Annotated in this window: 21 protein-coding genes; 11 read left to right on the top strand and 10 right to left on the bottom strand. The window is 68.0% G+C overall.

Annotated elements, in window-relative coordinates; all coding sequences use genetic code 11:
- Positions 1-31: 31 nt before the first annotated feature.
- From sufD to dapD, 7 genes are all read left to right on the top strand, one after another.
- Complete coding sequence (gene sufD, locus ACFWN1_RS00220) at positions 32-1,252, top strand: Fe-S cluster assembly protein SufD (RefSeq protein ID WP_384356395.1); 1,221 nt, start codon at positions 32-34, stop codon at positions 1,250-1,252.
- Positions 1,249-1,572 carry a non-heme iron oxygenase ferredoxin subunit gene (locus ACFWN1_RS00215; protein ID WP_384356392.1) on the top strand — a complete coding sequence of 108 codons (324 nt, stop codon included), beginning with the start codon at positions 1,249-1,251 and terminating at the stop codon, positions 1,570-1,572. Before sufD ends, ACFWN1_RS00215 begins: the two co-directional genes overlap by 4 nt.
- A gap of 7 nt (positions 1,573-1,579) precedes the next feature.
- Complete coding sequence (sufC, locus tag ACFWN1_RS00210; RefSeq protein WP_384356389.1) at positions 1,580-2,344, top strand: Fe-S cluster assembly ATPase SufC; 765 nt, start codon at positions 1,580-1,582, stop codon at positions 2,342-2,344.
- The gene (locus ACFWN1_RS00205; protein ID WP_384356386.1) at positions 2,341-3,597 is read left to right on the top strand and encodes a cysteine desulfurase; all 1,257 of its coding nucleotides are present in this window, start codon (positions 2,341-2,343) and stop codon (positions 3,595-3,597) included. The genes sufC and ACFWN1_RS00205 overlap by 4 nt, the downstream gene beginning before the upstream one ends.
- Before the next feature lie 18 nt (positions 3,598-3,615).
- Positions 3,616-4,089: a Fe-S cluster assembly sulfur transfer protein SufU gene (gene sufU, locus ACFWN1_RS00200; protein WP_384356383.1), complete on the top strand. Its 474-nt coding sequence runs from the start codon at positions 3,616-3,618 to the stop codon at positions 4,087-4,089.
- Positions 4,086-4,418: a metal-sulfur cluster assembly factor gene (locus ACFWN1_RS00195; RefSeq protein WP_384356380.1), complete on the top strand. Its 333-nt coding sequence runs from the start codon at positions 4,086-4,088 to the stop codon at positions 4,416-4,418. Before sufU ends, ACFWN1_RS00195 begins: the two co-directional genes overlap by 4 nt.
- A gap of 132 nt (positions 4,419-4,550) precedes the next feature.
- Positions 4,551-5,537, top strand: a complete 987-nt coding sequence (gene dapD, locus ACFWN1_RS00190) for a 2,3,4,5-tetrahydropyridine-2,6-dicarboxylate N-succinyltransferase (protein WP_384356377.1) — start codon at positions 4,551-4,553, stop codon at positions 5,535-5,537.
- 375 nt (positions 5,538-5,912) lie between these two features.
- On the opposite strand, the gene ACFWN1_RS00185 is transcribed toward dapD, so the two are convergent.
- The 3 genes from ACFWN1_RS00185 to ACFWN1_RS00175 form a co-directional block, all read right to left on the bottom strand.
- The gene (locus ACFWN1_RS00185; protein WP_384356374.1) at positions 5,913-8,141 is read right to left on the bottom strand and encodes a caspase family protein; all 2,229 of its coding nucleotides are present in this window, start codon (positions 8,139-8,141) and stop codon (positions 5,913-5,915) included.
- Positions 8,142-8,712: 571 nt separating this feature from the next.
- Entirely contained in the window at positions 8,713-8,940 is a 228-nt protein-coding gene (locus ACFWN1_RS00180; RefSeq protein ID WP_384356371.1) for a hypothetical protein, read from the bottom strand.
- On the bottom strand, positions 8,937-9,134 hold the full coding sequence (locus ACFWN1_RS00175; protein WP_384356368.1) for a hypothetical protein: 198 nt from the start codon (positions 9,132-9,134) through the stop codon (positions 8,937-8,939). The genes ACFWN1_RS00180 and ACFWN1_RS00175 overlap by 4 nt, the downstream gene beginning before the upstream one ends.
- Positions 9,135-9,306: 172 nt before the next feature.
- Between ACFWN1_RS00175 and ACFWN1_RS00170 the strand changes: the two genes are divergently transcribed.
- Together ACFWN1_RS00170 and ACFWN1_RS00165 are read left to right on the top strand one after the other, a co-directional pair.
- Entirely contained in the window at positions 9,307-10,053 is a 747-nt protein-coding gene (locus ACFWN1_RS00170; protein WP_384356365.1) for a DUF6879 family protein, read from the top strand.
- Positions 10,054-10,065: 12 nt separating this feature from the next.
- Positions 10,066-10,917 carry a helix-turn-helix domain-containing protein gene (locus ACFWN1_RS00165; RefSeq protein WP_384356362.1) on the top strand — a complete coding sequence of 284 codons (852 nt, stop codon included), beginning with the start codon at positions 10,066-10,068 and terminating at the stop codon, positions 10,915-10,917.
- Here the strand turns inward: ACFWN1_RS00165 and ACFWN1_RS00160 are convergent.
- From ACFWN1_RS00160 to ACFWN1_RS00150, 3 genes are all read right to left on the bottom strand, one after another.
- Positions 10,904-11,452, bottom strand: coding sequence for a TetR/AcrR family transcriptional regulator (locus ACFWN1_RS00160; RefSeq protein WP_384356359.1), 549 nt, complete (start codon positions 11,450-11,452; stop codon positions 10,904-10,906). The two genes, ACFWN1_RS00165 and ACFWN1_RS00160, sit on opposite strands and share 14 nt — an antisense overlap.
- Before the next feature lie 43 nt (positions 11,453-11,495).
- On the bottom strand, positions 11,496-12,917 hold the full coding sequence (locus tag ACFWN1_RS00155; RefSeq protein ID WP_384356356.1) for an alkaline phosphatase PhoX: 1,422 nt from the start codon (positions 12,915-12,917) through the stop codon (positions 11,496-11,498).
- A gap of 144 nt (positions 12,918-13,061) precedes the next feature.
- The gene (locus ACFWN1_RS00150; protein ID WP_384356353.1) at positions 13,062-14,486 is read right to left on the bottom strand and encodes a hypothetical protein; all 1,425 of its coding nucleotides are present in this window, start codon (positions 14,484-14,486) and stop codon (positions 13,062-13,064) included.
- A gap of 264 nt (positions 14,487-14,750) precedes the next feature.
- On the opposite strand from ACFWN1_RS00150, the gene ACFWN1_RS00145 reads away from it, so the two are divergent.
- On the top strand, positions 14,751-16,571 hold the full coding sequence (locus ACFWN1_RS00145) for an endonuclease/exonuclease/phosphatase family protein (protein WP_384356350.1): 1,821 nt from the start codon (positions 14,751-14,753) through the stop codon (positions 16,569-16,571).
- A gap of 76 nt (positions 16,572-16,647) precedes the next feature.
- Positions 16,648-17,136, top strand: a complete 489-nt coding sequence (locus ACFWN1_RS00140) for a dihydrodipicolinate synthase family protein (RefSeq protein ID WP_384356347.1) — start codon at positions 16,648-16,650, stop codon at positions 17,134-17,136.
- A gap of 56 nt (positions 17,137-17,192) precedes the next feature.
- Here ACFWN1_RS00140 and ACFWN1_RS00135 read toward each other — a convergent pair whose 3' ends face one another.
- The 4 genes from ACFWN1_RS00135 to ACFWN1_RS00120 form a co-directional block, all read right to left on the bottom strand.
- Positions 17,193-18,341, bottom strand: a complete 1,149-nt coding sequence (locus ACFWN1_RS00135; protein ID WP_384356590.1) for a TerD family protein — start codon at positions 18,339-18,341, stop codon at positions 17,193-17,195.
- Between the two features lie 334 nt (positions 18,342-18,675).
- Positions 18,676-19,665, bottom strand: coding sequence for a zinc-dependent alcohol dehydrogenase family protein (locus tag ACFWN1_RS00130; protein ID WP_384356344.1), 990 nt, complete (start codon positions 19,663-19,665; stop codon positions 18,676-18,678).
- A complete protein-coding gene (locus ACFWN1_RS00125) occupies positions 19,662-20,528 on the bottom strand; it encodes a carbohydrate ABC transporter permease (protein WP_384356341.1) in 867 nt (288 codons plus the stop codon). The genes ACFWN1_RS00130 and ACFWN1_RS00125 overlap by 4 nt, the downstream gene beginning before the upstream one ends.
- Entirely contained in the window at positions 20,525-21,472 is a 948-nt protein-coding gene (locus tag ACFWN1_RS00120; protein WP_384356338.1) for a carbohydrate ABC transporter permease, read from the bottom strand. Before ACFWN1_RS00120 ends, ACFWN1_RS00125 begins: the two co-directional genes overlap by 4 nt.
- Positions 21,473-21,474 lie beyond the last annotated feature (2 nt).

Raw genomic sequence — 21,474 nt, 5'->3', positions numbered from 1 at the left:
CTTACGCAAGAAAGCGAGCATTACGACAGCCATGGCTGAGGCTCAGAACTCCCCCAAGCCCTCGACTTCGCTCGGGCAGGGGGGACCCCCACCGCTCGGATCGACCACCGCCGGCTCGATCGCGGTCGCCGCCGAGTCGACCGTCGCCACGCGCATGAGCGCGCCCCCCTCCTTCGACGTCGCGGACTTCCCCGTCCCGCACGGCCGTGAGGAGGAGTGGCGGTTCACCCCGCTGGAGCGGCTGCGCGGCCTGCACGACGGCACCGCGGTCGCCAGCGAGGGCCTGAAGGTCGTCGTGGAGGCCCCCGAGGGCGTCACCGTCGAGAACGTCGGCCGTGACGACGCCCGGCTCGGCAAGGCCGGCACCCCGGTCGACCGCGTCGCCGCGCAGGCGTACTCCGCCTTCGAGCAGGCGTCGGTCGTCACCGTGCCCAGGGAGACCGTCCTCACCGAGCCGATCCGCATCGTGGTGCACGGCGAGGGCGGCACCGCCTTCGGCCACCAGGTGATCGAGCTGGGCGCCTTCGCCGAGGCCCTCGTCGTTATCGACCACACCGGTGACGCCGTGCTCGCCGCCAACGTCGACTACGTGCTCGGCGACGGCGCCAAGCTGACCGTCGTCTCCGTCCAGGACTGGGACGACAAGGCCGTGCACGTGGCCCAGCACAACGCCCTCGTCGGCCGCGACGCCTCCTTCAAGTCCGTGATCGTCACCTTCGGCGGCGACGTCGTCCGCCTGCACCCGCGCGTCAGCTACGCGGGCACCGGCGGCGAGGCCGAGCTGTTCGGCCTGTACTTCACCGACTCCGGCCAGCACCAGGAGCACCGCCTCCTGGTCGACCACAACACCCCGCACTGCCGGTCCCACGTCGTGTACAAGGGCGCGCTGCAGGGCGAGGGCGCGCACGCCGTCTGGATCGGTGACGTGCTCATCGAGGCCAGGGCCGAGGGCACCGACACCTACGAGATGAACCGCAACCTCGTCCTCACCGACGGGTCCCGCGTCGACTCGGTCCCCAACCTGGAGATCGAGACCGGCGAGATCGTCGGCGCCGGCCACGCCTCCACCACCGGCCGCTTCGACGACGAGCAGCTCTTCTACCTGATGGCGCGCGGCATCCCGGAGTACGAGGCCCGCCGCCTGGTGGTCCGCGGCTTCTTCGCCGAGCTGGTCCAGCAGATCGGGCTCCCCGACATCGAGGAGCGTCTGCTCACCAAGATCGAGGAGGAGCTGGAGGCCGCGGTCGCATGACAACGCCCTTCCAGCGCGTCTGCGGACTGAGCGAACTCTCGGAGGACACCCCCAAGCGGGTGGAACTCGACGGCACGCCGGTCTCGGTCGTGAAGACCGAGGGCGAGGTGTACGCGATCCACGACATCTGCTCGCACGCGAACGTCTCCCTCTCCGAGGGCGAAGTGGAGGACGGGCAGATCGAGTGCTGGCTGCACGGCTCCTGCTTCGACCTCCGCAGCGGCAAACCGTCCGGCCCGCCCGCGACGCGCCCCGTCCCCGTATACCCCGTAAAGATCGAAGGGGACGACGTGCTCGTCTCCCTCACCCAGGAGTCCTGAGGCACCCATGGCAACGCTTGAAATCCGAGACCTGCACGTCACCGTCGAGGCCGACAACGCCACGAAGGAGATCCTCAAGGGCGTCGACCTCACCGTGAAGCAGGGCGAGACGCACGCCATCATGGGCCCCAACGGCTCCGGCAAGTCGACCCTCGCCTACTCGCTCGCGGGTCACCCGAAGTACACGATCACCGGCGGTACCGTCACCCTCGACGGCGAGGACGTCCTCGCCATGTCGGTCGACGAGCGTGCCCGCGCCGGACTGTTCCTCGCCATGCAGTACCCGGTCGAGGTCCCCGGTGTCTCGGTCTCCAACTTCCTGCGCACCTCCGCCACCGCCATCCGCGGCGAGGCCCCCAAGCTGCGCACCTGGGTGAAGGAGGTCAAGGAGAACATGGAGCGGCTCCACATGGACCCCTCCTTCGCCGAGCGCAACGTCAACGAGGGCTTCTCCGGCGGTGAGAAGAAGCGCCACGAGATCCTCCAGCTGGAGCTGCTCAAGCCGCGGGTCGCCATCCTCGACGAGACCGACTCCGGCCTGGACGTCGACGCCCTGCGCATCGTCTCCGAGGGCGTCAACCGCGTCCGCGAGACCGGCGAGACCGGCACCCTGCTGATCACGCACTACACGCGCATCCTGCGCTACATCAAGCCGGACTTCGTGCACGTGTTCTCCGGCGGCCGCATCGTCGAGTCCGGCGGTCCGGAGCTGGCCGACAAGCTGGAGAACGAGGGCTACGAGGCTTACACGAAGGGTGGAGTATCCGCGTGACACAGCTGCCGGGCCTCCTCGACACAGAGGCGATCCGCAAGGACTTCCCGATCCTGGACCGCCAGGTCCACGACGGGCGCAAGCTCGTCTACCTGGACAACGCGGCGACCTCGCAGAAACCTCGCCAGGTGCTGGACGCGCTGAGCGAGTACTACGAGCGCTACAACGCCAATGTCCACCGCGGCGTGCATGTCCTCGCCGAGGAGGCCACGGCGCTGTACGAGGGCGCGCGTGACAAGGTCGCCGACTTCATCAACGCGCCCAGCCGCGACGAGGTGATCTTCACCAAGAACGCCTCCGAGTCGCTGAACCTCGTGGCCAACATGCTGGGCTGGGCCGACGAGCCCTACCGGGTGGACCACGAGACCGAGATCGTCATCACGGAGATGGAGCACCACTCCAACATCGTGCCGTGGCAGCTGCTCGCGCAGCGCACCGGCGCGAAGCTGAAGTGGTTCGGCCTCACCGACGACGGCCGCCTCGACCTGTCCGACATCGACGAGATCATCACCGAGAAGACGAAGATCGTCTCCTTCGTGCTGGTCTCCAACATCCTGGGCACGGTCAACCCGGTCGAGGCGATCGTGCGACGCGCCCAGGAGGTCGGCGCGCTTGTCTGCGTCGACGCCTCGCAGGCCGCGCCGCACATGCCGCTGGACGTACAGGCGCTCGGCGCCGACTTCGTGGCCTTCACCGGCCACAAGATGTGCGGCCCGACCGGCATCGGGGTGCTCTGGGGCCGCCAGGAACTCCTGGAGGACCTGCCCCCGTTCCTCGGCGGCGGCGAGATGATCGAGACGGTGTCGATGCACTCCTCGACCTACGCGCCCGCGCCGCACAAGTTCGAGGCGGGCACACCCCCGATCGCCCAGGCGGTCGGTCTCGGTGCCGCCATCGACTACCTGAACTCGATCGGCATGGACAAGATCCTCGCCCATGAGCACGCGCTCACCGAGTACGCGGTGAAGCGTCTTGGCGAGGTTCCCGACCTGCGCATCATCGGCCCCTCCACGTCCGACGACCGCGGCGCGGCGATCTCCTTCACGCTCGGCGACATCCACCCGCACGACGTGGGCCAGGTCCTCGACGAGCAGGGCATCGCGGTCCGTGTCGGCCACCACTGCGCACGGCCGGTCTGCCTGCGGTACGGAATTCCGGCGACCACCCGGGCGTCGTTCTATCTGTACTCCACGCCCGCCGAGGTCGACGCACTGGTCGAGGGGCTGGAGCACGTACGGAACTTCTTCGGCTGAGAGGCGTGGGCTGACACCGTGAAGCTGGATTCGATGTACCAGGAAGTCATCCTGGACCACTACAAGAACCCGCACGGGCGTGGTCTCCGGGACGGCGACGCCGAGGTGCACCACGTGAACCCGACGTGCGGCGACGAGATCACCCTCCGGGTGAAGTACGACGGGACGAGGATCACGGACGTCTCGTACGAGGGCCAGGGCTGTTCCATCAGCCAGGCCTCGGCGTCCGTGCTGAACGAACTGCTGGTGGGCAGGGACCTGCCCGAGGCGCAGAAGATCCAGGAGACCTTCCTGGAGCTGATGCAGTCCAAGGGCCGGATCGAGCCCGACGACGCGATGGATGAGGTGCTGGAGGACGCGGTCGCGTTCGCCGGTGTCTCCAAGTACCCCGCGCGGGTCAAGTGCGCCCTCCTGAGCTGGATGGCATGGAAGGACGCGACGGCCCAGGCCCTGGGCGAGGCCGGCGCGGACGCCGAAAGGAAGACGGCATGACTGACACCACTGAGACGAAACCGGTCTCGGAGGAAGAACTCCGCGAGGCCCTGATGGACGTCGTCGACCCCGAGCTGGGCATCGACGTCGTCAACCTCGGTCTGATCTACGGCATTCACGTCGACGACGCGAACATCGTCACGATCGACATGACCCTGACCTCCGCGGCCTGCCCGCTGACGGACGTCATCGAGGACCAGGCCAAGTCCGTCACCGACGGCCTGGTCAACGAGCTGCGCATCAACTGGGTCTGGATGCCGCCGTGGGGCCCGGACAAGATCACCGACGACGGCCGCGAGCAGCTGCGGGCGCTGGGGTTCAACGTCTGAGGCTCGGTTCTCCGGCATGAGGCGGCGGTGCCCCTGGGGTCCCTGGGGTGCCGCCGCCTTCGCGTACCCGGCGCGCCGCACCGGTCGGGCACCGGTTAGGCCCCCACCCCGCTCCCACGTTAGGTTTTCCGCATGACCGACACCGCTTCCCGTACCACCGGCGCAGTCGCCGCCGGCCTTGCCACGATCGCCGCCGACGGCACCGTTCTCGACACCTGGTTCCCGGCACCCGAGCTGGTCGCCGAGCCGGGTCCCTCCGGCAGCGAGCGCCTCTCGGCCGACCGGGTCGCCGAACTGCTGGGCGACAACGCGGTCTCCGCGCTCGGCCCGGACGCCCGCCGTGGTGTCGACGTGGTCGCGGTCCGTACGGTCATCGCCTCGCTGGACGAGAAGCCGCTCGACGCGCACGACGTCTACCTGCGCCTGCACCTGCTCTCGCACCGCCTGGTCAAGCCGCATAGCCAGAGCCTGGACGGCATCTTCGGCCACCTCGCCAACGTCGCCTGGACCTCGCTCGGCCCGGTCGCGGTGGACGACCTCGAGAAGGTGCGGCTGAACGCCCGCGCCGACGGGCTGCACCTCCAGGTCACCTCGATCGACAAGTTCCCCCGCATGACGGACTACGTCGCCCCCAAGGGCGTCCGCATCGCCGACGCCGACCGCGTCCGCCTCGGCGCGCACCTCTCCGAGGGCACCACGGTCATGCACGAGGGCTTCGTCAACTTCAACGCCGGCACCCTGGGCACCTCCATGGTCGAGGGCCGCATCTCCGCCGGCGTCGTCGTCGGCGACGGCTCCGACATCGGCGGCGGCGCCTCCACCATGGGCACCCTCTCCGGCGGCGGCAACGTCATCATCGCCATCGGCGAACGGTGCCTGGTCGGCGCGGAGGCCGGCGTCGGCATCGCCCTGGGCGACGAGTGCGTGGTCGAAGCAGGCCTCTACGTCACGGCGGGCACCCGCGTCACGATGCCCGACGGCGAGATCATCAAGGCCCGCGACCTCTCGGGCGCGTCCAACATCCTCTTCCGCCGCAACTCGGTGACGGGGGCGGTGGAGGCTCGGCCCAACAACGCGGTGTGGGGCGGCCTGAACGACATCCTCCACAGCCACAACTGAGCAAGAGGGGCCGTGAGTTGCGGCCGCCTAACCGATCAGAGCTCTGACCTGCTACTGAGCTGTCGGCACTTGTCGACGTTGGCCACCATTGAGCGCCCTTCCACGGCCCGACGACGGCCCGGAAGGGCGCTCGTGCGTGAGCACCGCTTTGCAAGTTCGATCTATGTCCGCCCCTGGCAAATTCATCGGCTGGTCCGATAGCTGTCCAGGGGTGTCGCTGTATGCCGTCGTCCGGCCTCGTTGATGTCAGACAGCTCCCGCAACCTGCGCCAGTGAGAATGACACGGCTGCCCTCAGGGCGCTGATAGTAACCGCGAGCGGCGAACCCGCACAGACTTACTGCTGGCGCCTGCCCGAGGAGTTGAGCGGCATTTGTCAGGTGCGCTCAATCGCCTCAATCACGTGACTAAGAGAAATCCTTGCACGCTGAATGCCTGCATAGCCGCATTCGACAGCGCTTATCGAGATGAACGTTTCGAACGTTCCTTGATTACCCGGTCGGCGCTTAACTCCTTCCAATTGGCGAGTGACTTCATCGATCCGATTATTGATCTTCGCCCGCTTACGCTCGCTAGATGCATTTCCTTCGATTGTTATGCGATCAAGGCTTAGGCGTGCTTCAAGGTCAAACCTTTCATTCTGTGCGCTTGACTGGAAATTGGACGCCGTCAGGGTGATTGAAGTCCTTCTGGATGTGCTGTGAAAAGCACCCCCAGCCACGTCAATCTTTCCAGCTGCACCAAAGCCAGATAGGGCAAAGGCAATCTCATTGAGCGCACCGCGCGGTGTCACCGTGGTGGAGACGGCCTGACGAATAAGCGCCTCTACGTCGGCCAATTCATCCATGGCCGAGCGAAAGCTCGAATATCTCTTGTGTGGGTTAGTGTCGCTACAGCGGTCATACCATGCCACGAATTTTTCCGCCGCCACCCCGACAGGCCATGCCTTCAACTTTTCCTGCAGGAGTCGACTGTTGTCAGCCCGACCCACCGGAACGGGATCACTCCCAGTGACTGCATAGAAAGCCAGTTGAGCGAAGGCGTAGATGTCTACTTGCGCGCTGTGAGCCGCTCCCGACCTAGGGTTAGCCATCTGTTCCGGAGCAGAGTAAGAGATGTTTCCCCATGCTTGCTTAGTGACTTGAGTCGCTTGGTCGAACCACGCCAAGTCAAAGTCCGTCAGATAAGGGATCCAGGTGTTATCATCCGGCCGATAGAGCGCCAGAATATTTTCAGGTTTAATGTCTCGATGGATTACGGGCCGACTGTGGGCATGTGCGATGGTTTCCGCTGTCAATAGAACAAACTGTAGAACTTCTACCGCATCTTCAATGATGTTAGGGAGATCTCGAAAGTTGGGCCCATCCACATACTCCATGAAGAAACCGAGGGGAGCTTCTGTATACTTCTTCACCTTAATGACCCGCGGGTGGTCGAGTTGCTGCATGGCCTTATAGCCCCGTGAAAATAGACTCTTCTTTTCCGAGTCGCCGTACTCGGTTGGGTGGTAAACCTTGTAGGCCAGTTTCTGTCCATCAACTCGTTGAACCTCGTAGACCGTCCCAAAGCCCCCGCCTCCGATGCTCCTAGTGACTACCCCCTCTCCTACGTCGGTGCCCAGGTCGATTTCTGCAAGCTGCTTCACCCTGTTCGTAACTGCGGCATACAGTTGGGAGAACTCTGCGTCTACCCTGAGGTCTTTGTGTTCCTTTCTCTGCCTTTCGAACCACCGGAGGGTAGGGGGGAGTATCAAGGAGGCGTTCCTGTGTCCATGATTTCGCCAATCTTCTGGATGATTATTTAGTTGTGAAGTATAATCCTCCAAGAATTGCTTACCTTGGGCGATGATCCGTCTTTTATCATACTCTGGAAGGGTACCTGTCGAAATAGGGGTAAAACCGTGCCCCAAGATGACGCGGCCGGCGGAATCCCCCTTCATGACTGCGATCTGTTCCGCACCCGCAGCTTCAAGATTTCTGTCAATAAATTCAGAGAGACCGCCGATCGTGACGTTTCCATGCGGATCGGCGGCGTCTCCTGCAAGACCTTCCAGGAGCATGTAAGTGAATAGCCCGTGCCCGTATCTGCTGTCCTCGATGGCAACCTGCTCTGGGCGGCATGCTGCCAGCAAAGTACGTGATTCTGTACGCGCTGAAATTCCTCGATCTATTTCCTCCGGGGTGATCAGTTGGCGAGCTCCTCCGAATTGTCCCGCGCCGGAATGGCAACAATCCAAAATGGTTACGCAATGTTTGGTCTTCTGGGAGATTTTCTCTGTATAGCGGGCCAAGTCGGCTAGACTTACGCCTTCCGCGAGAGGTTGATAGTCGACTGTAACGAGAAAAGCATCTAGTTCCGTAACCAATCCATGCCCTGAGAAGTAGAGCAGAAAAAATTCGAGCTCCTCGTTCATTGCGGAAAGTAGAGCGCGGCGAATATTGGGGAGGTTCGCCTCTCTGTTGACCAATAGTTCGACGTCGAATCCGTATTCGGGTTGACTCAGGTAGTCGGCTACTTCTGTGGCATCGGCCACGCACAGATCCAGTCGGTCTTCTCCTTCGTATTCGTCAATACCGATGCAGATAGCCCGCCGACGTGCAACCATGACGCCTCCCCTTTCCCGAAAACACGCTCAGAGTACAGCGTAGGTAGCCATCATGCGATGGAGTTGCGTTGGTTCGTGGGGAGCTGCGCGTGTTTCCCGCGCAAGGTCGGCGTAGCGGCTTTGGGCTGGAACTGCTTTGGAGCGAGTGATCATGGCCCAGTGAGCTTCCAGCGCGTCGGGTAGTCTGTGGACTTGCCCGGTAAGCACGACGTCAGGGCCATGATCTTTGAGGCTCCCCCAAACAGGCTGACTAGAGCTGCGGAGCCGACCTCCCCAGCCGCGGAGGGTATCTCCCTCCTTCGTGCCTCACAGTTGCCGGGCGCGGCCAGCCAGGGTGAAGACAGGAGGCAGGCCGCGCCGTGGAGGCGGCCTGTGCTCGCGCCGTGCGTGAGCCTTGATGAAGCAGGAAAGTTGTACCGCACCCATGATCAAAGCCGCTCGATCGTAGCCCTGCTTGGCCAGGGTATACAGGTGCGCGGAGCACAGTGACCCCCGCTGCTGATGGTGCCTCGTGGCACGCGGCAGCGCACCCGACGTCAACGAAGCGGTGTCGGGGCGCTGTTGTAGTCCGCTACTGATCCACCGGCCTGATGCGGTCCAAGGGCACGTCCCACTCGATGCCGCCGCCGACCGGGCGCATAAACGCCTGGCTGCTGACGAGTCTGTACTTCTCCTTGGTGCGCTCTTCCAGCACGTACACCAGGTGGCCCGTGCGCTCCGAGATCTGGTCCATCACCAGGGTTCCGGCGGGGTAGGGGAGCTTGCCGGTGCAGAGCGTTGTTGGAACTCTTTCGCTCACTCCTGGCCGCCTTTCCGGAGTACGTCGGCCAGGCGGGCGGCCACGTCGGCGCGTACGCGTCCCAGTTCCACGAGCTTCAGTGCCGGTGACGCGATGTCGACCGCGAGGGAGGGGAGGGTGATGCCTGCGCCGGCCAGGGCTGTTTTGAGGTTCTCTACCGCCGTGAACGGGTCCTGCTGTTCCTCGATTGCCATGAACCGGACGCTAGAGCTGTCGGGTTGGCGGGCGGTACGGTGTTTTCCCGAGTTTGCTCGACCTGTCGTCAACATTGCTGGTGTTTTCTCTTCCGCCCACCTTGACCCCATAGTGCCGAGACCGGGCCGCCGCCATGCTGGTGGACCACATCCCCCAGAACGGAGAGCGATCATGGCCCGTCAGCTACGCTTCACCGGCACAGACAGCAAGGTCGACGGCTGCTCCGCCCTGCACATGGATGAGGGCACCGGTGAAGTCATCGTTCAGGGCACACCGGTCACCGACCCCGAAGACCTCGCGCAGCTCCAGCACTTCGGGCCCGGTGACGCGGCGGTGGTCGTGCCGCGCGAGCTGCTCGTGAACTGGGGGCCGAAGGAGATGGAGCGCGTGCCCGAACTCGTGGACCGGGCTACCTTCCGCCGCCTCTTCCAGACCTTCAAGCACACCGCCTGGCGACTGGAGACCCGGCGTGGTTACGCCTCGGACCGCGAGGACGCTGACTTCCGGGCGTTCCTGGCCACCGGCTCGTCGCCGTGCGACCCCGACGAGCCCTGGTTCGTCAACATCAAGGCCCAGACCGAGGCGGGCAAGACGGTCGGCCGGGTTCGCATCGCCGACAAGCCACCCACCACCGAGCAACTGTTCCTGCTCGACTACGCCCGGCACAACGCGGCCGTGGGCGAGGACATCCGCTACCTGTGGCGCGAGGACGCGACCGACCTGCCCGCCGAAGACTTCTGGATCTTCGACTCGCGGCTCGTCGCCCTGCTGCACTTCGACGACGCCGACAACATCACGAACATCGAGCTGATCACCGAACCGGCCGAGGTCGTCCGGTATTGCGTCGCGCGCGATGCTGCGATGCACCACGCCATAGCGCGGGACGAGTTCGCCGCGCAGGTCGCCGAGGCCGGATAGCGCGCGTGACCGGTGAGCACTGACTACCAGCAAGCCAGGGTGGCCCTGGGGACGCGGCTGCGTGAGCTGCGCTTCTCATGCCCTGGTGGCCGGCTCACCGGTCAGCAAATGGCCCAGCGCCTCGGATGGCAGGGCTCCAAGGTCAGCAAGCTGGAGAACGGCAAGCAGACGGCCACCCCCGAGGACCTGAGGGCGTGGGCCGACGCGACCGAGCAGCCCGAGGTGTACGCCGAGCTGGCCGCCCGGCTCGCGGGCTTCGAGTCGCACATCAGGTCATGGCGCAGGGCGCTGGCGAACGGCTTCAAGCCGATGCATGAGGGGCTGAGCGCGGAGATCGACCGCGCCTCGCACATGTGGATCTGGGAAGAGTCGGTGATCCCTGGTCTGTTGCAGACTCCCGAGTACGCCCACCACGTCATCCGGCGGTACGCCGAACTGCTGGGCGGCGCAAATGACATTGAGGCCGCCGTTCGCTCCCGAGTTCAGCGGCAAGAGTGGCTGTACCGGCCTGACCGCAAGCTGCACGTGCTGATGTGGGAAGCCGCGCTGCGCTCGCTGATCTGCCCGCCCTCCGTGCTGGCCGCCCAGCTCGACCGCCTCATCGGGATGATCGGCATGGACACGGTCGAGCTGGGCGTCGTCCCTTTCGCCGCCCCCGTCAAGATCGTGCCCGCAAACGGCTTCTGGGTCCTGGATGGCCGGGTGGTCGTCGCGGAGGACTGGCATGCCGAGATGTGGTTGGACGACGCCGACAACATCGCCCTCTACTCGAAGGTCTGGCACACCCTCCGTGAGTCGGCGGTGTACGGGACCGAAGCCCAGAACGTCATCACCGAGGCCCGCCGCGCCCTCACTCTCCGCTGACGCGAATCCCGTTCAGCAGCCACCCCAGATGCCGCTCGATCTCCCCAGCTTCCCCGCCACCCAGTTCCGCCGCCGTTGCTACGCCCTGGGTCAGGCGCAGGAGGTCGGTGGGGGTCAGGTCGGGGCGGAGGGTGCCTTCTGACTGGGCGGCTGTCAGCAGGGCGGTTGCCGTCGACTTCACCACCGTGCCGCATGCGGTCACGGGGGTGTCTGTGGCGGCTGTGCCCAACAGGGTTTTCAGGCCCCGGACCTGGATCGTCGCCACGCACAACTCGTGCAGCCATGCCGTCAGGGCCTCGCCCGGGGGCAACGTACGCGACAGCTCCTCGCCCCGTTCGCCCAGCGCCTCGATCCGCGCCGCATATGCCGCCTCCAGCAGCGCCCGCCGCGTCGGGAAGTGGCGGTAGAGGGTGCCCGAGCCCACGCCCGCTCGTTTCGCTATGTCGTCCAGGGACGCGCCCTCGCCGTGTTCGGCGAAGGCTTCGGTCGCCACCTTCAGGAGGCGGGCGTGGTTGCGTCGGGCGTCTGCCCGCATGGGCCGTGCTTTCTGTCGGGCGGGGGTGCGTGCCCGCCCGAGTTTAGCCGCGCCGCTGCCGCTTCCATGGGCCCGTGATCGCCAGCATGATGCCCGGCTCCTGGATGTTGGCGAAGAGGGTGTGGCCGTCGGGGGAGAAGGTGACACCGGTGAACTCGCTGTAGGCGGGGGCCGATTCGGTGCCGGTGTTCAGCTCGTTGCGGGCGATCGGGTACGTGCGGCCCCCGTCCGTCGCGCCGAAGAGGTGCTGTACGCCCTCGCCGTCCTCGGCGATGACCAGGCCGCCGTAGGGGGAGACGGTGATGTTGTCCGGGCCGTCGAAGGTGCCGCCGGTGCTGAGGAGGACCTTCAGGGTCAGGGTCCGGCGCCGGGGGTCGTAGAACCAGACCTGGCCGTCGTGCTGTACGGGGCTCTCCTCGCGGGCGTAGGACGAGACGACGTACACCCCGCCGTCGCCCCACCACATCCCCTCCAGCTTGCGGGCCCGGGTCACCTGCCCGTCGGTGAACTGCTTGCGGACCGGGACCGAGACCGCGTCCCGGTCGGGGACGTCGACCCAGTCCACGCCGTACACCGTGCCGATCCGGGTCGCGCGGGAGAGGTCGTCCACGAAGCGGCCGCCGGAGTCGAAGCAGCGGAACGCCTGGAGGGCGCCCGCGTCGTCCGCGAGGGTGCGCAGCCGGCCCCGGCCGTGGTGGAAGCCCTCCGGCGGGGTCCAGCGGTAGAACAAGCCGTTCGGGCCGGACGCGTCTTCGGTGAGGAAGAGGTGGCCCCGCTTCGGGTCGACCACCACGGCCTCGTGGGCATAGCGGCCCAGCGCCTTCAGCGGCACCGGCGCACGGTTGGCCCGGCGGTCGGCGGGGTCGACCTCGAAGACGTAGCCGTGGTCCTTGGTCATGCCGTTCTGCCCGGCCCGGTCCTCGGTCTCCTCGCAGGTCAGCCACGTGCCCCAAGGAGTGCTGCCACCCGCGCAGTTGGTGGACGTACCGGCGATCCCCACCCACTCCGCGACATGGTCCCGACGGACCTCCACCACCGTGCAGCCCCCTGCGGCCGCCGGGTCGTACACCAGGCCCTCGGCCAGCGGCACCGGGTGCTCCCAGTTCGCGCGCGGCCCCTTCAGCTCGTGGTTGTTCACCAGCAGCACGGAGTCACGCGGACCGGCGAAGGCCGCCGTGCCGTCATGGTTCGACGGGGTCGGCTCGCCCGACTCCAGCCGGGTACGGCCGCTGTACGTCACCACCCGGTACGAGAAGCCCGCCGGGAGCGCGAGGATGCCGTCCGGGTCGGGGAGCAGCGGGCCGTAGCCGATGCCGGGGTGGCCGTGGGCGTCCTCCGCGCCGTCCAGGTCCGTGGCGGCGAGGGCCTGCGGGGCGGTGGCGAGGGCGCCGACGCCGCCCGCGAGGACGACCCCGGCACCGCTGACCGCCGTCGACCTGGCGAAGTCCCTGCGGGAGAGTGACATGGTGTCTCCTGTGACGGTCTCGATGCCCGTGGCGGAGGGCGAGGATGGCGGGGCCTCGTCCGGCCGACATACTCCCGCCCTCCGCTGAACGGCAGTTGAACACCGCACCGCGGCCAGGACACCGCTGCCGTACACCCGTGGGACTCAGTTCCCCTGCTGCTGCGACCTCGCCTTGAACGCCGCCTTCCGCGCCTCCTTGGCCACCCGCTTGTCCGGGTGCAGCCGGCCCATCGCCTCCAGCACGTCCGCCGTCGCCGGGTGCTCCACCCGCCACGCGGCCGAGAAGAACCCGCTGTGCTGCTCCGCCAGCCCCTCCACCAGAGCCTGCAGTTCCTCGGAGTTGCCCTCCGCCTGGAGCTGCGCGGCGATCGTGTCCACGGTCAGCCAGAACACCAGGTCCTGCGAGGGCGCGGGCACGTCCGACGCGCCCCGCTCGCTCAGCCACACCCGGGCCAGACCGCCCAGCTCGGGGTCGTCCAGCACCTCCCGCAGCGCGGGCTCGGCCGCCTCGCCCACCAGGGACAGCGCCTGCTGGCAGCGCAGCCGCCGCAGCGGCGCCCCGGTGTCCGTACCCCGTGCTGCCGCCAGCAACTCCCGCGCGGCTGACAGGGGTTCGCGCTGCCCGAGCCACTGCTCGGTCTCGGCGCGCGCGGCGAACTCCCCGTACACGGCGGTGCCGTCGAGGAGCGCGTCCGCGCCCTTGTCGGCCAGCTCGCCCACGGCCGGCGCCTGGAACCCGGCCTCCAGCAGCCGCGCCCGCAGGCCGTACAGCCCGAGCGGGGTCAGCCGGACCATGCCGTAGCGGGCGATGTCGTCCTCGTCGAGCGGCTCGGCGGGCTCCTCCTCGCCGGCCATCAGATCTTCGTCCACCGGCCGGTACTCCACCAGACCGATCGGCTCCAGCAGCCGGAACTGGTCGTCCAGCTTCATCATCGCGTCGGAGACCTGCTCCAGGACGTCGTTGCTGGGCTGGTCCAGCTCGTCGGGGACGATGGTGGCGGCGGCCAGCGCGGGCAGCGGCACGGGGCTCCCGCCGGGTCCGTCCTCACCGACGGTCAGCAGGTAGAGGTTGGCGAGTACGCCGTCGAGCAGCTCCGCCTCGCCCTCGGGGTCCCAGCCGAGTGACGGGAAATCGATCTCGCCGCCCTCCTCCAGGGCCTCGGCCAGCCCGTCCAGGTCCGGCACCCCGGCCTCCGCGACGACCGTCTCCAGCGCGGCGAGCCAGAGCGTCAGCACGTCGTGCGGGGCGCCGGTCAGCAGGGCCAGATCCGCGCCCGGGGCCACGGTCCCGGCCTCCTCGTCGGTGATCTCGACCAGGCCGGTGTCCACCGCCACCCGCCATGCCTCGGCGGCATACGCGGCGGCGTCGTCCCCGGTCAGCCCGAGCAGCTCGGCGGCCGCGGACAGCTGCTCATCAAGCAGACTCCCGTCGGCGTCGACACGGGTCTCCGGGCCCGCCCAGCGGGCGACGCGCGCGGCGCGGGAGAGCAGCGGGGTGGACAGCGCGGCACGCGCCAGCTCCGCTTCGGGACGCAGCAGTACGGGCGGCAGGGGGGAGCTGTCTGACATCGGCTGGTTCTCCTCGGACCGGGAAAGCACTCAACCCCTCAGCGTAGACGGGTTTGGCCGCGGGCTGCCCGGTCACGGCCCCGAGCACCCCTCGTGCGTGGCCGGAACCTTGACAACTCCGGTCACCAGGCAGGAGATTGACGCGCGTAGAGGTGGGGGGACAAGTGTTCACTCGGCTCTGTGTGTGTCACAGAGGGCGACGAGCCCCACACGCCTACGTGCCTTCCCGTCCCGGCGTTCCGTCACGTTCCCGGAGGAATCCCCTTGCCGAGCAGGACTTCCGCGCGTCTCGCCGCGCTCACCGTCGCCGCCGTGTGCGGCGCCGCGTCCGCCGTCGCCACCTCGCCCGCGCACGCCGACTCGGTGCGCGTCCACGACATCCAGGGCACCACCCGCCTCTCGCCGTACGCGGGCAAGCAGGTCGCCGACGTGCCCGGCGTGGTCACCGCCGTACGCACCTTCGGCTCGTCCAAGGGCTTCTGGTTCCAGGACCCGAACCCGGACGCCGACCCGGCCACCAGCGAGGGCGTCTTCGTCTTCACCGGCTCCGCGCCGAAGGCCGCGGTCGGCGACTCGGTCACCGTCACCGGCACCGTCTCGGAGTACGTGCCGGGCGGCACCGCCTCGGGCAACCAGTCGGTCACCGAGATCACCAAGCCGGTCGTTACCACCGTCTCCACCGGCGACCCGGTCCCGGCCCCCGTCGTGATCACCAAGCGTGCGGTGCCGCGACGATACGCCCCGGCGGGTGACCCGGCCGCGAACAACTCGATCAACGCCCTGCCGCTCGTCCCCGCGACCTACGCCCTCGACTACTACGAGTCGCTGGAGGGCATGAATGTCCAGGTCAGCGACGCCCGCGTGGTCACCGCCACCGACCCCTACAGCGAGCTGTGGGTCACCGTGAAGCCCAAGGAGCACCGCACCGAGCGGGGCGGCACCCTCTACGGCTCCTACGACGCGCAGAACACCGGCCGGCTGCAGATCCAGTCCCTCGGCGCGACCGCGGACTTCCCGAAGGCGAACGTCGGCGACACCCTCACCGGCACCACCACCGGCCCGCTGGACTTCACCCAGTTCGGCGGCTACACCCTGGTGGCGAGCGCGCTCGGCACGCTGGAGAGCGGCGGCCTGGAGCGGGAGACCACCCGCAAGCAGGCGTCCGGCGAGCTGGCGGTGGCCACGTACAACGTGGAGAACCTCGACCCGTCCGACGCCACCTTCGACGCGCACGCGTCCGCGATAGTGAACAACCTGCGCTCGCCCGACATCGTGTCCCTGGAGGAGATCCAGGACGACAACGGCGCCACCGACGACGGCACGGTGAGCGCCCGCGCTACGGTCGGCAAGCTGATCGACGCGATCGTCGCGGCGGGCGGTCCGCGCTACGACTGGCGCTCCATCGACCCGGTCGACAAGCAGGACGGCGGCGAGCCGGGCGGCAACATCCGGCAGGTGTTCCTCTTCAACCCGGAGCGGGTCTCCTTCACCGACCGTCCCGGCGGCGACTCCACCACGGCGGTCGGTGTCACCAAGGAGAACGGCAAGGCGCGGCTGACGCTGTCGCCCGGCCGGATCGACCCGGCGAACACGGCCTGGGCCAACAGCCGCAAGCCGCTGGCCGGGGAGTTCGTGTTCCGGGGCCGGACGGTCTTCGTGATCGCCAACCACTTCAACTCCAAAGGCGGCGACCAGCCGTTGACCGGGCAGTACCAGCCGGTGGTCCGCAACTCGGAGACGCAGCGGCACGCGCAGGCGGCGGAGGTGAACACCTTCGTGAAGTCCCTGCTGTGCGCCGAGAAGAACGCGGAGGTCATCGCGCTCGGGGACATGAACGACTTCGAGTTCTCCGACACCGCCAAGATCCTGGAGGGTGACGGGCAGCTCTGGTCGGCGATCAAGTCGCTGCCGCGCGGGGAGCGTTACACCTACGACTACCAGGGCAACGCGCAGGTGCTGGACCAGATCCTGGTCAGCAGGGCGATCCGGCGCGGTTCGTTCGCCTACGACAGCGTGCACATCAACTCGGAGTTCCACGACCAGATCAGCGACCACGACCCGCAGGTGCTGCGCTTCCGCCCCTGACTCTTCAGATCGGCTTAGTAATATACGGTAGAAGATTTAAGTGGAGCTTCATGGTTGCGATGCCGAGACTACGACCATGAGGCATCGGAATGCACCCCTCGGCCGCACACTCTGCGCGATGGTCACCCCGTTCACGTCGGCCGGCACGCTCGACCTGGACGGGGCGGCCCGCCTGGCGGCCCGTCTCGTGGCCGCCGGCTGCGACGGGCTGGTCCTGAACGGCACCACCGGCGAGTCGCCCACCACCACGGACACGGAGAAGCGGGAGCTGATCGAGGCGGGCTGCGTGAGTACGGTCGCCAATGTGGTGCCGGGGGAGGTGGCGGGAATCCTGGCGGCGTTCGATGCGGGGGACACGGCTCGTGCGGCTGAACTCCAGTCCCGGGTAGTGCCGTTGATCGAGGCGATGACGGCCTCAGATCTCCCGGGCACGGTGACGGCGAAGGCCCTCCTGAGCGCCCTCGACCTGCCGGCGGGGCCGGTGCGGGCACCCCTGCTGGCAGCGGACGCGGAGACCACGGCGGACCTGCTGGCTCGCTACCGGGTGCTGGCCCCGGACGAGTGAGTCGGCCGGGGTCCCCGAGGTGAACCCCGGCCGCGCGTCCTCGTCCGGAACGCTCGTCAGAGTGCCTGTGCCCCCGGCTTCACCATGTTCCTCACCGTGCGGGCCTTCACGAAGTCGCCGAGGGCCGTCATGTCCCACTCGCCCGAGTACTGGCGGATGAGCTTCGCCATCAGGACGCCGGTCTGGGGTTCGGCGGAGGTCAGGTCGAAGCGGGCCAGTTCTTCGCCCGAGGTGGGGTCGATGAGGCGGCAGTACGCCTTGGCGACCTCGGTGAACTTCTGGCCGGAGAAGGAGTTCACGGTGAAGACCAGGCCCGTGACCTCCTGCGGGATGCGGCCGAGGTCGACCGTGATGACCTCGTCGTCTCCGCCGCCCTCGCCGGTGAGGTTGTCGCCGGAGTGCTTGATCGCGCCGCCCAGGATGGACAGCTTGCCGAAGTAGCAGCTGTCGACGGCGTTGCGCTGGGGGCCGTAGGCGATGACCGAGGCGTCCAGGTCGATGTCCTTGCCCCGGTAGGCCGGCTCCCAGCCGAGGCCCATCTGGACGCGGGAGAGGAGCGGGGCTCCGCCCTTGACCAGGGACGCCGTCTGGTTCTTCTGGAGGTTCACCCGGCCCTTGTCCAGGTTGATCTTGCCCGCGCCGGGAGCCGGAGCCGGGGGCGTCTGGGGGACGGGGGGCGCGGCCACAGGCTGCGGCGGCGCCGGCTGGGCCGGTTCCTCCACCGTCACCCCGAAGTCCGTGGCGATGCCCGCCAGGCCGTTCGCATACCCCTGGCCCACCGCGCGGGCCTTCCACTGGCCGTTGCGCCGGTAGATCTCCACGACCACCAGAGCCGTCTCGGCGCCGAGGCCGGGCGGGGTGAAGGAGGCCACGACCGAGCCGCCGTCCGTGTCGCGGATGGTGGCCGTCGGCTCGATGCCCTGGAAGGTCTGGCCCGCCGCGTCCGGGCTCGCGGTGACGACGATCTTCTCGATGTCCGGCGGCACCGCGCCGGTGTCGACCGTGATCGAGTCCGGCGCGGAGCCACCGCCCGAGCGGTAGGTCACGCCGGGCCCGGACGGCTGGTTGTAGAAGATGAAGTCGTCGTCGGAGCGCACCTTGCCGTCGGCGGTGAGCAGCAGGCCCGACACGTCGAGCCGCACCGGTGCGGCCACGTCCACCGTCACACGGGCGGCCGGAAGCGGGACGTTGGAGCCAGGGGTCATTGCGGTCATGCCGGGTGAACGAACGACATCACTTTGCCGTTCCCTTACCCGGCGCCGAGACCCCCGTTCGGGTCAGGAGCGCCGCGAAGCACGGATGCGCCCCGGGGGCGGGGCCGGGCAGGAGCGACGCGGGGCAGGCGCCGGCGCCGGGCGCGGCGGGCGAACCGGACACCCGGCCCGGTGCACGCCGACCGCCGACGCGGGGGGCGAGCACTCCGGCGCTCGCCCCCACGTCGGCAGTACCCGCCAACAAGACCCCGCCTACAGGACTGACCCCGCCTACAGAACCCCGCAGGCAGGACCCCGCCTACAGGACCCCGCCGATGAAGCCCCCTCAGGGCGTCACGACGATCTTCCGGCCGACGCCCGCCGCGAACTGCTCCAGCGCCTGCGGGTAGTTCTCCAGCGCGATCCGGTCGCTGATGAAGACGTCCGGGTCCAGCACGCCGTTCGCGAACAGCTCCGCCGCCCGCTCGTAGCTGTGCAGCACCGCCATGGAGCCGGTGATGGTGATCTCCTGGTTGTAGATGCGGTACGGGTCGATCGTCACCCGCGTCGCGTAGTCGGCCACGCCGAACTGAAGGTAGGTGCCCGCCTTCGCCACCCGGCCCAGGCCGTCCTGGATGGCCGCCGCGTTGCCGGTCGCGTCGATCACGATCTCCCAGCCCTGCGGCCGGTCCAGCTCGTCCGCGTTCGCCGCCGAACCCGAGACGCCGAGCAGTTTGGCGGTCTCCAGCCGGGCCGGGTTGATGTCGACCATGTCGACGCTCGCCGCGCCGGTGCGCTTGGCCAGCTCCAGCATCATCAGGCCCATGGTGCCGGAGCCGTAGATCAGGACGTGCGCGCCGAGGCGGGAGTTGAGGATGTCGTAGCCGCGTACCGCGCAGGACAGCGGCTCGATGAGAGCCGCGTCCTGGGGGCGTACGTGGTCGGGCAGCTTCACGCAGTTGGCCACGGGCGCGACCGCGTACTGGGCGGCGCCGCCGGCCGTGGTCACGCCGATCGCGGCCCAGCGTTCGCACATGTTGTTGTGGCCGTCGCGGCAGAAGCGGCACTCGTGGCAGTACAGGGACGGGTCCACCGCGACCTGGTCGCCGACCGCGACCTCGGTGACCTGGCTGCCGATCCCGACGACCTGACCCGCGAACTCATGACCCGGCACGATCGGCAGCGTGGGCGCGAACTCGCCCTGGAGGATGTGCAGATCGGTACCGCAGATCCCGCACGCGGCAACCTCCACGACCACGTCGCGCGGACCGGGGGTCGGGTCGGGGACCTCAGTGACGACGGCCCGGCCCACGGACTCGATGACGGCGGCCTTCATTTCACGGCTCCAAGCGACAGGCCCTGGACCAGCTTGTCCTGGGCGGCGAAACCTGCGGCGAGCACCGGCAGGGAGACGACGAGCGACGCGGCGCACACCTTGGCCAGGAACAGGCCCTGGCTGGTGATGAAACTGGTCAGGAAGACCGGGGCGGTCTGCGCGACCACACCGGTCAGCACGCGGGCGAACATCAGCTCGTTCCAGCTGAAGATGAAGCAGATCAGGGCGGTGGCCGCGATGCCCGGAAGGGCGATCGGCGCCACCACGCGGCCCAGCACCGTGGGCAGCCTGGCCCCGTCGATCTGCGCCGCCTCGATGATCGCGACCGGTACCTCGGAGAGGAAGGACTGCATCATCCACACCGCGATCGGCAGGTTCATGGACGTGTAGAGCACGATCAGCGCCCAGATGTTGTCCAGCAGCCCGGTGTCCTTGGCGAAGAGGTAGATCGGCAGCAGGCCCGCCACGGCCGGCAGCATCTTGGTGGACAGGAAGAAGAACAGGACGTCGGTCCACTTCCTCACCGGGCGGATGGACAGCGCGTACGCGGCCGGCAGCGCCAGCACCAGCGTCAGCACGGTGGACACCACGGACGCCATCGTCGAGTTGATCAGCGCGGGCCAGGGACTCGCCCCGCCGGCCACGCCGAAGAAGTCCCGGTAGCTGTCCAGGGTGAGCGAGGCGGCGAGGGAGGGCGGGTTGGTCGCGGCGTCCGCCTCGGAGTGGAAGGACGTGAGCGTCATCCACAGCAGAGGCAGGACGAACAGCAGCCCGGCCAGCCAGGCGACCACGGACAGGGCGGCGCCCTTGGCGCCGGGGCCGGAGCGGGTCCGGCGCGCGGGAGCGGTGACGGAGGTCGTCATGCGCGGGTGGCCTCCTCACGGAACAGGGACGACACGACGCGCAGGGCGAAGGTCGCGATGACGATCGAGCCGATGACGACGAGGACACCGGCAGCGGACGCCAGGCCGTTCTCGTGCGCCTGATAGAAGGTCTGGTAGACGGTGTACGGCAGGTTCGCGGTGCCCAGGCCGCCGGAGGTGATGGTGAACACCGCGTCGAAGTTCTGCACGATGTAGATCGATCCGAGCAGCACGCCCAGTTCGAGGTAGCGGCGCAGATGCGGGAGCGTGATGTGGACGAACACCTGCCAGCCGTTCGCGCCGTCCATCCCCGCCGCCTCGATCAGCTGCGAGTCGCGGCTCTGCAACCCCGCCAGCAGGATCAGCATCATGAATGGCGTCCACTGCCACACCAGGGAGGCGGCGACCGCCGCGAGCGGCATCTCGGAGATCCAGTCCGGCTGCGGCGCGCCGCTTCCGCCGAGCCAGTGCAGGACGCCGTTGAAGAGGCCGTACTCCGGGTTGAACAGCACGTGCTTCCAGAGCAGGGCGGACGCGACCGGCACCAGCAGGAAGGGCGCGATGAGCATGGTGCGCACGGCTCCCCGGCCCCGGAAACGGCGGTTCAGCAGCAGCGCCAGGACCAGCCCGAGCACCAGGCTGACCAGCACCACGGAGACGGTCAGCACGACGGTCGTCCACACCGACTGGCGCAGCTCGGACGTGCTGAGGACGTCGGCGTAGTTGGACAGGCCGGTGAAGTGGCGGTCGTCCGGGTAGAGCGCGTTCCAGTTGAAGAACGAGATCACCAGGGTCGCCACGAACGGCAGCTGCGTGACGACGATCATGAAGATCAGGGCGGGCAGCAGCGGGGCGCGGGTGGCCCAGCCGCGCATGCGGTTCGAGGGCCCGGCCGCCCGCCGCGCGGTGGCGGCGGCGACGGGGGCCGATGTAGTCACGGTCATGA

The organism is Streptomyces sp. NPDC058459 (assembly GCF_042721685.1).
Taxonomy (GTDB): domain Bacteria; phylum Actinomycetota; class Actinomycetes; order Streptomycetales; family Streptomycetaceae; genus Streptomyces.
This window is presented reverse-complemented; position numbering and strand designations above follow the sequence as displayed.